This is a genomic window from Streptomyces sp. NPDC058685 (genome assembly GCF_042714725.1).
Taxonomy (GTDB): Bacteria; Actinomycetota; Actinomycetes; order Streptomycetales; family Streptomycetaceae; genus Streptomyces.
On the sequence record NZ_JBHXSL010000100.1, the window covers coordinates 1 to 10,657 of the forward strand.

Annotated in this window: 13 protein-coding genes; 1 reads left to right on the forward strand and 12 read right to left on the reverse strand. The window is 69.5% G+C overall.

Translation table 11 applies throughout. The features are described 5' to 3' along the window. Positions 1 to 201 precede the first annotated feature (201 nt). From ACFWU3_RS35965 to ACFWU3_RS36020, 12 genes are all read right to left on the reverse strand, one after another. Entirely contained in the window at positions 202 to 705 is a 504-nt protein-coding gene (locus tag ACFWU3_RS35965) for a winged helix-turn-helix transcriptional regulator (RefSeq protein WP_384445760.1), read from the reverse strand. Next, positions 702 to 1,757 carry an LLM class flavin-dependent oxidoreductase gene (locus ACFWU3_RS35970; protein ID WP_384445762.1) on the reverse strand — a complete coding sequence of 352 codons (1,056 nt, stop codon included), beginning with the start codon at positions 1,755 to 1,757 and terminating at the stop codon, positions 702 to 704. Before ACFWU3_RS35970 ends, ACFWU3_RS35965 begins: the two co-directional genes overlap by 4 nt. Beyond that, a complete protein-coding gene (locus tag ACFWU3_RS35975) occupies positions 1,757 to 2,263 on the reverse strand; it encodes an SRPBCC family protein (protein WP_384445763.1) in 507 nt (168 codons plus the stop codon). The genes ACFWU3_RS35970 and ACFWU3_RS35975 overlap by 1 nt, the downstream gene beginning before the upstream one ends. A gap of 140 nt (positions 2,264 to 2,403) precedes the next feature. Then, the gene (locus ACFWU3_RS35980; protein WP_384445765.1) at positions 2,404 to 3,630 is read right to left on the reverse strand and encodes a cytochrome P450; all 1,227 of its coding nucleotides are present in this window, start codon (positions 3,628 to 3,630) and stop codon (positions 2,404 to 2,406) included. A 268-nt stretch (positions 3,631 to 3,898) separates the two neighbouring features. Next, positions 3,899 to 5,290 carry an NAD(P)/FAD-dependent oxidoreductase gene (locus ACFWU3_RS35985; protein ID WP_384445766.1) on the reverse strand — a complete coding sequence of 464 codons (1,392 nt, stop codon included), beginning with the start codon at positions 5,288 to 5,290 and terminating at the stop codon, positions 3,899 to 3,901. Further along, positions 5,280 to 5,519 carry a ferredoxin gene (locus tag ACFWU3_RS35990; RefSeq protein WP_384445768.1) on the reverse strand — a complete coding sequence of 80 codons (240 nt, stop codon included), beginning with the start codon at positions 5,517 to 5,519 and terminating at the stop codon, positions 5,280 to 5,282. The genes ACFWU3_RS35985 and ACFWU3_RS35990 overlap by 11 nt, the downstream gene beginning before the upstream one ends. 109 nt (positions 5,520 to 5,628) lie before the next feature. Beyond that, the gene (locus ACFWU3_RS35995) at positions 5,629 to 6,300 is read right to left on the reverse strand and encodes a hypothetical protein (protein ID WP_384445770.1); all 672 of its coding nucleotides are present in this window, start codon (positions 6,298 to 6,300) and stop codon (positions 5,629 to 5,631) included. 473 nt (positions 6,301 to 6,773) lie between these two features. Then, entirely contained in the window at positions 6,774 to 6,995 is a 222-nt protein-coding gene (locus tag ACFWU3_RS36000) for a hypothetical protein (protein ID WP_384445772.1), read from the reverse strand. A 68-nt stretch (positions 6,996 to 7,063) separates the two neighbouring features. After that, positions 7,064 to 7,639, reverse strand: coding sequence for a hypothetical protein (locus tag ACFWU3_RS36005; protein ID WP_384445774.1), 576 nt, complete (start codon positions 7,637 to 7,639; stop codon positions 7,064 to 7,066). Between the two features lie 296 nt (positions 7,640 to 7,935). After that, a complete protein-coding gene (locus ACFWU3_RS36010) occupies positions 7,936 to 8,115 on the reverse strand; it encodes a hypothetical protein (RefSeq protein WP_384445776.1) in 180 nt (59 codons plus the stop codon). A gap of 99 nt (positions 8,116 to 8,214) precedes the next feature. Then, positions 8,215 to 8,865 carry a CatB-related O-acetyltransferase gene (locus ACFWU3_RS36015; RefSeq protein ID WP_384445778.1) on the reverse strand — a complete coding sequence of 217 codons (651 nt, stop codon included), beginning with the start codon at positions 8,863 to 8,865 and terminating at the stop codon, positions 8,215 to 8,217. 98 nt (positions 8,866 to 8,963) lie between these two features. Further along, positions 8,964 to 9,713 (reverse strand): helix-turn-helix domain-containing protein, encoded by a 750-nt coding sequence (locus ACFWU3_RS36020; protein ID WP_384445782.1) that lies wholly within the window; start codon positions 9,711 to 9,713, stop codon positions 8,964 to 8,966. Between the two features lie 221 nt (positions 9,714 to 9,934). Between ACFWU3_RS36020 and ACFWU3_RS36025 the strand changes: the two genes are divergently transcribed. Further along, on the forward strand, positions 9,935 to 10,606 hold the full coding sequence (locus ACFWU3_RS36025) for a DUF4097 family beta strand repeat-containing protein (RefSeq protein WP_384445780.1): 672 nt from the start codon (positions 9,935 to 9,937) through the stop codon (positions 10,604 to 10,606). Positions 10,607 to 10,657: the final 51 nt, after the last annotated feature.

Genomic DNA, 10,657 nt, shown 5'->3' on the forward strand with positions numbered 1-10,657 from the left:
GGGTGTGCCGTGCGACGAGACGTGCGGGTGGTTGGGGGGGGGGGGGGGCCGCGCCCCGGGCGGGCCGCCGCCGGGGCGGGGGGGGGGTTTGGGGGGGGGCCCGCGTGGGGGGGGGGGGGGGTTTTTGTGGGGGGGGGGGGGGCGCGGGCCCCGGGCCCGGGGGGCGGGGCCCCGCCCCCCTTCTCTTCCGGGCGCACCCGCCTACGAGCGCGCGAAGCGCCGCCGGACGTCGGGCCGTTCCCTGAGCTTCTCCGGGTATCCGGGGCCCATCCGCGCGGAGGTGTCCTCGGACCGCATCGGGTCGCCGCACGCGGAGCACACCACCTCGGGGTGGGCGTCGTGGCCGCACGTGTCGTGGTGGAGGGTGACGGGAGCACCCTCCTCGCCCGCGAGCCACTGGTCGCCCCACCGCGCCATCGCGGCGAGGACCGGAAAGAAGTCGCGCCCCTTCTCGGTCAACACGTACTCATGACGAGGAGGCTCGCTCTCGTAGAGCCGTCTCTCCATCAGCCCCTCGTCCACCAGTCGGCGCAGGCGGTCGGCGAGTGTGTTGCGGGCGATCCCCAGTTCCTGCTGGAACTCGTCGAAGCGACGGCTTCCGTAGAACGCCTCGCGCAGCAGCAGGGACGTCCATGCGTCGCCGAGAAGGTCCACGGTGCGGGCGATCGAGCAGGGCCAGTTCGCGAAGGACTTGCGCGCGCTCACTCGTCGCCGACCTCGTGAACCAGCTCGATCGCTCTGCCCAGTGTCGCCAGCCGGGCATCCAGGCTCTCGCCGGCCGGGTAGAGACGGACCGTGTTCACACCCGAGTCCCGCCACACACGCAGTCGTCGTCGCACCATGTCCTCCGTGCCGATCAGTGTCGTCGCCAGCACCATCTCGTCGGTGACCAGGCCGGCCGCGCCGTCGCGATCACCCGCCTGCCAGCGTTCCCGGACCTCCGCGGCCACGTCCGCCCAGCCCTGACGGCTGTATGCATGGTTGTAGAAGTTGGTCGACGCCGAGCCCATCCCGCCGAGGCTGAAGGCCAGTTCCTTCTTGCGCTCGGCGACCATGGCACCGAGCGCCTCCTCGTCGGGAGCGAACGCCACTTCGGCGCCCTGGCAGACGTCGAACTCCGCTCGGCTGCGCCCGCTGAGCGCCAGCCCTTCGTCCAGCGGGGCGAAGTAGGCATCGCCCGCGCCTTCGGGGACGAAGCTGGTGCCGAGCCATCCGTCAGCGATGCGCCCGGTCAACGTGAGCATGGCGGGTGACAGGGCGGCAAGATGGATGGGAATGGGGTGCTGGGCGCGCTGGGAGAGGCGCATGGGGACTGCCTCTCCGCCCGGCAGCGGGATCTGGAACTCGCCGCCGGAGTAGGAGACCTTGCCGCCGTCGATCACCTGCCGCACGATCTCCACGGTCTCGCGGACACGCGCCAGGGGGCGGGCGAACGGTACTCCGTGCAGGCCTTCCATCACCTGGGGACCGGAGGGCCCGAGGCCCAGCAGGAACCGTCCGCCGGAGAGGTTGGACAGGGTGACGGCCGTCTGCGCGAGGGCGACCGGCGTCCGCGTGCCGACCTGCATCACGGCGGAGCCGAGCAGCATCCGGTCGGTGCGTGCCGCGTAGAAGCCCAGTGCGGAGGGGGCGTCGGAGCCCCATGCCTCGGCCACCCAGCAGACGTCGAGTCCGAGTTTCTCGGCCTCGACGACGAAATCCGTCTGATCGGACCAGGCCGTCCCGCCGGCTGCCTCGATCGTGGTCGCGGTGCGCATCACGCCTCCGCCAGCTTCTTGATGTGCGCGAGGACGACGGTCATGTTGCGCTCGAACTCTCTCAGGCGCACGAAAACGATCTTCTGCTCCTTGTCGGGCATCGCGTCGATGGCGAAAGACAGTCCGGAGCGGCCGGGGCCCATCTGCATCCACTGCGACAGTTCGGTCCCGCCGTCCTTGGGCTCCAGCCGGAAGCGCCAGACCGCGCTGGGACTCTTCGTGTCCCCCACGGCCCAGGCGAAGACGCGCCCTTGGTCGTACTCGATCACCTGCGAGGTGGTTTCCCACTCCCCGAACGAAGCGTGCTTGTTGCGGCCGACGAAGCTCGCTCCGAGGGCCGGCCGAGTGGCTCCGTCCAACCACTCCACCGACTGGAGCTCATCGCTCATGGCCGGCATGAGGGTCACGTCCGCGACCAGGTCCCACACCCGGCCCGGTGGAGCGCCGACCCAGGCCCGTACCTCGACCGTCGGCTTGTCGGCGTAGCGCGCGCCTGTCCATTCCACGATGGTCCAGCCTCCTCGTCCGCGACGTGGAGGCATAGTTGCGTAACGAGACTCAGCAAGTCAATGGGGCCAACGGCGCCTGTTGCGACGCGCTGTTGACCCCGATCCCCGTGACCGGACCGCGATCCCGTGACCGACCCCTACGGCCGCAAGCCGTCGATCTCGATGTGGAGATGGCGGGGTCCGCGCAGAACGGCGTTGCGCCGGTAGGGCGGAGGGTCTTCCACCAGGCGGGGGTTGTCCAGTCTGCGGGCGAGCTCGGCCAGGGCGACCTGCGCCTCGAGGCGGGCCAGCGGAGCGCCGAAGCAGCCGTGGATACCGCTGCCGAGGCCCAGGTGTTCGATGTCCTTGCGGTCCGGGTCGAAACGGTCGGGATTCTCGAAGCGTTGGGGATCACGGTTGCCCGACGCCAGGACCAGCCACAGCGACGCGCCCTTGGGGATGGTGACACCGCGTACCTCGATGTCGGTGATCGGTGTGCGCTGCGGCAGCAACTGCACCGGCGGTTCGTAGCGCAGCAGTTCCTCCACGATCGGCACGGCCATGCGCGGCTCGTCCCGCAGACGCTGAAGGACATCGGGGTGGCGCAGCAGCGTGAGCATCCCGTTGGTGATCAGGTTGACCGTCGTCTCATGGCCTGCGATCAGCAGCAGGGCCGCGGTGCTGAGCACCTCCATCGTCGACATGGGTCCGCCCGGTCCCACATTGGTGACCAGCGCCGACAGCATGTCGTCGCGCGGCGACTTGCGCCGCTCCTCGATCAACCCGGCCAGATACATGCCCAGTTGGGTCTTGGCCTCCTCCGCGACACGGGCCTGCTCGGTGCGGTCCTCACTCGGCGCCGGATCGAGGCTGGCGGCGAGCGTGTCGGCCCAGGAGTGGAAGCGTGACTCGTCCTCGCGCGGCACGCCGAGCAGTCGGCAGATCACCGTGACGGGGAAGGGGTACGAGAACTGCTCGACCAGATCGACGCGACCCCCGTTCGCGAGACCGTCGATCAGACCGGAGACGATCTCACCGAGTTCCGGGCGCATGTCCTCGACGCGCCGCGGGCTGTGCGGCGGCCCGAAGGGGCGGTTGGTCATGCCACGCAACCGGTCGTGCTCCGGAGGGTCGAGCCGCAGGAAGCTGGGCGGCAGACTCGTCTCCTCGGGCTGCTCGAGGTCCTCGGCCACCGGCGCGGAGAGATTACGGGCCTCGGAGCTGATCCGTGGATCGTGCAGCAGGCCCAGGATGTCGTGGTAGGTGCTGACGACGTACGGGCCGTCCTCGTCGTGGATCACCGGTGTCCTTCGGAGCTCCGCGTAGAGGGGGTAGGGGTTCGCGCGGTTGGCGTAGTCGGTGATCTGGTGCAGGAGTGACGTCATCGCGGGTCCTTGTGGGCGTGGGCGCCGGCCGGGGAGGCGTTGCCGGAGACGGTTCGGACGGTGGAGTGGTCCGGCTCCCGGACGGACCCGTACCGGGGCTGCCGCGGGACGGTGGGCGGTCGTCGCGAAGCCGGCAGTCGTCGTACGGCTCGCCGTGGCCGCACGGTCGACAGTCGCCGGGTGACCGGCAGCAGCCGTACGGCGGGTGCTCGTCGTACGGCAGGAGTTCGTCGCACGGCGTGCCGTCGTCGGCCTGATGCGGTCGTCATCATCGGCCGGGGGTGAAGACCATCCGCCGGTCGGCGGGCGAGTAGCCGCTGAGGGTGACGGTCGGCGTGTGGGTGGGCACGGAGGGGTCCGGGAAGTCCGCCGGGAGGGGACGCTGCCCGTCGGACCGCCTGTCCAGGGTCGCGAACGGCGGCGGGAACGGCGCGGTCGTCTCGATCAGCTGCTGGTAGAACGGCAGCCATCGCGAGTTGTCGAAGGTGACGGCACCGATCACGCGGCCCTGGTATCCGTACACGCCCGTGAACTTGCGTTCCGCCAGCGCTCCCTGGCTGATGAGGATCTCCTCGCCCATGGACGGCACCCCCACCGACTTGATGTTCACGCCGAACTGGGACGACCAGAAGGCCGGCACCCACATGTGCGGGCGGCGGTCCGCGGCGGCGCTGATCATGTTGTGGGCGGCTGTTTCGGCCTGCGAGACGGCGTTGCCCCAGTGCTCCAGGGACAGGAACTGGTACCCGAACAGCGGATGCGGGGACCGCGCCACATCGCCGGCGACGAAGACGTCGTCGGTCACGATGCCCCGGATGTCGAAGGCTCGGCATCCGGCGTCGCACGCGATGCCACGAGGGCCCGCGCCCAGGCCTGATCCCGCCAGCCATTCGGTGTTCCGGGTGGCGCCGAGCGAGACGACGACGATGTCCGCCTCGATCTCGCTGCCGTCGGACAGATGCGCGGCACGCACGCGGCCCGCGGTGTCACTCTCCAGCGCGGTGACCATGACGCCCGTGCGCAGGTCCACGCCGTTCTCACGCTGCAGTTGCGCGGCCACATCGCCGATCACACCGCCGAGGGCACCGACCAGGGGCGCGGCGGCGCGTTCCGCGACGGTGACCGGGATGTCGCGCTCGCGGCATGCGGAGGCGATTTCCGAGCCGGTGAATCCCGCCCCGATCACGAGCACCCTGCGTGGCCCCTGGGAGAGCCGGCTCTCCAGCTTGGCGGCGTCGTCGCAGGTGCGCAGGACGAACACCCCGTCGAGCTCCGCCTCGCCCTCGACCGGCCATGGACGGGCGCGCACACCGGTCGCGATCAGCAACCGGTCGTACGGCACCTCGTCGCCGTCCGCGAGCCGCACCCGCCTGGCCGCCATGTCGAGTCCCGTGGCCGCGACCCCGAGACGCCACTGCGCCTGCGGGTCCCGTCGCCGGGGAAGCGCCGTGCGGTCGGCGGTCGCCTTCCCCAGGAGGACCTGCTTGGACAGCGGCGGCCGGTCGTACGGCTCGTAGGGCTCGTCGCCGATGAGGGTGAGGGAGCCGGCGAAGCCCTCCTCCCGCAGCGTCTCCGCGGCCCTCAGACCGGCCAGCGACGCGCCGACGATCACGATCCGTCCCTCGCGTCTCAACCATTCCAGCTGGTGCTCACCGTCCATGGGTCGCCTCCTCGCGGGGAGCACGGGCAGCGGGTTCGTCCAGGCCCTCGACGAGGATGGCCTGGACGGGGCACGCGGCCACGGCACGCGCGACGTGCTCCTTCTGCTCGGCGTCGGCCTGCGGGTTGTACAGCAGTCCCTCATCGCCGTGCATGGTGAAGACGTCGGGTGCGAGGAACGCGCACTGCGCGTATCCCTGGCAGCGGTTCAGATCGACGACAAGCCTCATCAAAATGCGCCTTTCCCGTGGTTCCGTGCCCAGCTTGCGGCTGTTGTCCGGTTGTCGCGAGCACAGAGGGCCAGAAGCGTCATGGGCCCCCCGATCGCGGGGATCGGCGTCATGGCGAGGAGGCCGGCGCGGCGGGCCGGCGACGCAGACTGGCCACGAGGATGTGCAGGCTGACGATCAGCGCCCACAGCGGGAACACCAGCTCCGACCAGGCAATGCTGTCCGTCACGAAGAGCAGCGTCAGGGCGACGAGATAACCCAGGACGGACAGCCATCGGGGAAGGACGCCGAGCTGGTGCCCGATGGAGGAGGTCGCCAGGGTGAACACCGCCGCCATGCGCATCGAGTAGGTCGTCAGCAGTCCGTAGGTGAAGTCCAGACCGAAGGACTGCAGTTGCGGGCCGGATGCGGCCCCGGGCGCACTCGCCGCCGCCAGCAGGCCTCCCGCTGCCGCAGCCGCGCCGAAGAGGGTCGCGACGAACAGCAGACCGCTGCCCAGGAACACGGTGGAGACGAACTTGTCCTCGGCGTCGCCGATACGTGCCCGGACGGTGCCCATGAACCACAGAAAGAAGATGCCCGCGAAGGGGATGAGGCCGAGGGCCGTCTCCACCGTGTTCCGCCGCGAGGCGTCGGAGACCCAGGCCTTGTTCACGTCGTTCAGGTCCTCGGGCAGCGTCAGACGCACCAGAACGATGGCGGTGCCGAGCAACAGAGCGAAGATGACGCCGACCACGCCCGCGGCGCGGGGAGTACGCAGCGCCTGATGTTGTTTCTCCATGGGCGGCGCTCGCTCCCTCTCCGCAGCCGTGGTCGTCCGCCACCGGGACGGACCTCTTCACACAGGAAGGGTCAGCATGCGCGGCGGCGCCACTCCGGAGGTGCGTGAGAGTGACAGGGGGTCGGTGGTGCATGTCGCCTGCCGCGAACCGATCCCCGCCGGCGGCCGGACGGCTGCCGGCGGGGATCGATGGCGGGTCATCGCACGTGCGATCCGGGTGCCCGGGCCACGGCTCCTTGCCCGGCGCGGCTCTGCAGCCACGTAGGTCACGTGTTCACGGCCGCCGTCCCCTTGACCACGGCTCAGCTGATCGACACCACCGAGGAGGCGGACCGCTTGAGAGGGCACGAGAACCAGGACGTGGGGCAGCCCGCTCGCAGGGGTTGTCGGGCGGTGCCCGGACTTCGTCCGACCCTCTGGCGGACATCTCCCGGCAGTCAGGGCCTGGAAGGCGTCCGTTCTCGTAGCAGGCGTCAGTTCCATGGGTCCCGGTCGGGGTCTTCACCCAGAACCCCCGCCGCGGCCACGCAGAGGTCCCTGCCGTAAATCTGGTTGCTGCCGTATTCGGAACCCCACAGATCGGTCGCGGCCTGGGCCACGGAACGCCAGGTGAAATCCTCGTCGACTCGCCACTCACGAATCTGCACGGCCATCTCCCGCGTGATCGTCGCTGGATCCACGAACTCGTATTCCATGCCACCGACGCTAGGTACGCAGCGGAGGAGTCCGCCACCCGATTACCACCTGCATGCTCGCGACAGCCTCAGTTCCGCCGCCGGACCCGATCAGTGATCCACGCTCCCAGGCCCACCAGCACAGCCACTCCGATCGCGTAGACCGGCAACCACAGCGTCGTGGTGGCGGACAGGCAGTCAGCAACCGCGGCGTGACTCTGTACCTCCTGTGCGTGGGACAAGGCGGCACTGTCTCGGCCGGCCAGGTCCGACACCGTAGCCTTCGCGCGCATGCGCTCGTAGGTGCCCAGCGAGGGGCACCTGGCACGCGTACCAGGCATCGGGAACAGCCACGCCCAGCGCTGCAGCATCGGGGCCAGGGTGATCGCCACGCACAGGCCGACGACCAGCGAATACACCGTCAGATTCCCCACATATGCCAAGCGGAGACCAGGCGTCAACGTCGGCAGCCGATACAGGGAGAAGAGCACCGCGAGAAGCGTCACCCCAATGTAGGCCGCGAACCACTGCCACGAACCTTGCCCCAGCATTGCCGTCAGCACGGCACCGAGTGCAATACCGATGACCCCCGGCTGAGCGGAAACGTCACGGCCCGCGCGGCTGGATTCTGCGCTTCGGGCTCCTGGAAGGCTGGGTTCGTCCACGGTCTCTCCTGCCTGGTTCGGCCATCAGCATCTCGGCCGACCGCGCCGTCGGCCTGCCGCCATGCCGGACCGGCTCGAAAGCCTGGCCCGGTTGGCGGGTCTCCCGGCCGGAGGGGGCATCTCTTCGAACGGCGCGCAGCATGGTGGAAGCGGCAGTAGCCTGCGAGCCGGTCCGGGCATCGGCTCCCGGCGCCCTGGTGCCAGGTGCGGACAGGTCGAGTCTGCGCGCCGAGGCCGTGGGACGCTGTTGTCGCGTGGCCGGCTGATGGCGTGGCCGGCGGACTCCTGAGACTTCGTCAGGCAGCCGATGTGTCCAACATATCTGCGGGAGGCACGCACCCCCTTGCGCAGTGCGGCAGGTCCACGCCGAGGACCTGGCCGTTTCCGTTGCGGGGCTCGCCGTTGATCAGGACGGCGCTGATGTTGCGGGCGTCGGAGCCCGGTACGACGGTGCCGGTCGGGTCGTCGAGCGGCATGTTGTTGAGGTCGTGATGAACGGGCTGGTCGGCCGAAGGCCGTGGCGCGACGACGGCGCGTGTGAGGAAGCAGGCCGCCGCACCCGCTTCCGGAACGCGTCAGCCGTGCAGGGCCTCCGGGGCGGCAGCTTCGAGATCGGCAATGCTGCCCGACATGATCGTCCGCACATGCTCGGTGATGTGCTCCGCGGGCCAGTCCCACCAGGCCACCGCCAACAGCCGGGCGATGTCCCGGTCGTCGTAGCGGGTGCGGATGAGGCGGGCAGGGTTGCCGCCGACGATGCCGTAATCGGGCACGTCGCCGGTGACGACGGCGCCTGACGCGATGATCGCGCCGTGTCCGATCCGTACGCCGGGCATCACCATCGTGCTGTTGCCGAACCAGACGTCGTTGCCGACTACGGTGTCCCCCCGGTTCGGCAGACCGGTGAGCAGGTCGAAGTGCTCGGCCCAGGAGCCGCCCATGGTGGGGAAGGGAAACGTCGAGGGGCCGTCCATCCTGTGGTTGGCGCCGTTCATGATGAACCGCACTCCGGTGCCCAGCGCGCAGAACTTGCCGATGATCAGCTTCTCCGGCCCGTAGTGATACAGCACATTGCGCGTCTCGAAGGCTGTCGGGTCGTCCGGGTCGTCGTAGTAGGAGTACTCCCCGACCTCGATCAATGGGGACTTCACCAGCGGCTTGAGCAGCACCACCCGCGGCTGCTCGGGCATCGGATGGAGGACCGTCGGGTCGGCAGGCACGGGCATGGCGAGCGATTCCTTCCGGGCTGCGTGTCGGTGTCCCGCCCCATGATCGCCGTACCGGGCCGGTCAGGGTACGGATTTTCCGCCCGTCGGCGAACCGACTAGCCGTCAGAGCGGCCGGGCTCCTCGTCCGGGGTCGTCGCGGGTTTCGTGTACAGGACCTCTCGGGCCTGCTCCGCGGCACGGGTGATGCTTTCGGAGACGAAGTCGACGAAGCGGGCGATGTTTTCGAGGCGGGCGCCGGCCGGGGTGCCGGGGCCGAGGATCGTGACGCCCTGTCGTGCGGTGTCGACGAGATGGGCGTTGGCACGGGCGCTGGCCATCATGGACTGGTACCAGACGTCGTCGTCGACGACATAACGCTCGCGGCGGCGTTCGTCGCGTTCGCGTCGGACGAGTCCCTGGGTGTCGAGGTAGGCGATCGCCTTGGAGACGGATGCCGCGCTGACCTGGAGGCGCTGGACGAGTTCGGAGGCGGTGAGGCTGCCCGCGTCGGTGGTGTAGAGGCAGACCAGTACCCGCGCCATCATCTTGGGCAGGCCCGACTGCATGAGCACGGTCGTGAACATCTCCTCGTACGCCAGCACCACCTCGGCATCACGTCCATGGGCCTGCGGGGCCGTCTTCGGATCCGCGGGTACGGTCTGCCGGCGGCGCTGGGTGCGATGTTCGGTGGCACGGTGGGCGAGGTCGGCGCGGTAGGTGGTGGGGCCGCCGTTGCGCATCACCTCGCGCGTGATCGTCGAGGTCGGCCGGTCGAGGCGCCTGGCGATCTCCGCGTAGGCGAGACCGTCGGCCAGTCCCAGCGCGATCTGCTGGCGTTCCTGCTGGGTGAGCCTGCCGCCCGGCATCGCGGCCTCCTTCATCGTCCGTGGTGCTCGCAGCATAGCGTTCACCTTCACCCATTGCAACAAAGGGGCGTGCTTATGTTGCATTAGCTTTCACGTCGTTGCAATGATTTCTATCCTCTGACCTGCATTGATACACGCCATACGCAACGAATGCATTGCCAGACCACTGAACGCAACGTAGCGTTTCCCTCATCGGAAACAGCGAGTCCAAGGAGACCACCATGCAGAACTTCGACACCCCCGCCCCCGTCTCGGCCGTCGTCGACATTCCCGCGGGCCGTATCCGGTTCATCGCCGCCGACCGGGCCGACACCACGGTCGAGATCCTGCCCGCGGACGCTTCGAAGAGCCGCGACGTGAAGGCGGCCGAGCAGACCACCGTCGCTTACAGCGACGGCGTTCTGCGGATCGAGGCCGCCGCACCGCAGAACCGGGTCCTCGGCAGCTCCGGATCCGTCGAGGTGACGGTCCAACTGCCCACCGGCTCCCGCGTCGAGGCGAAAGCGGCCGACGCCGAGCTCCGGGGTGTCGGACGGCTCGGCGACGTCGCCTTCGAAGGCGCGCAGGCTTCGGTCAAGCTCGATGAGACCGCGAGCGCCCGCCTCACCCTCCAGGCCGGCGACATCGAGATCGGCCGCCTGGGCGGCCCCGCGGAGCTCAGCATCCAGAAGGGCGACATCCGCGTCACCGAGGCCCTGCGCGGCACGGTCGTCCTGCGCACCGAGTCGGGCGAGTTGTCGATCGGCGCGGCCCACGGCGTCTCGGCCTCCCTGGACGCGGGCACCACCTACGGCCGCATCCACAACGCGCTGAAGAACACCGACGGCGCCGCCGCCGAACTCGCCATCCACGCAACGACCACCTACGGCAACATCACCGCCGGCAGCCTCTGACAAGCACCGCCGTGACGCACCGCAGGGCCATCGCAGCTCGTTCGCGATGGC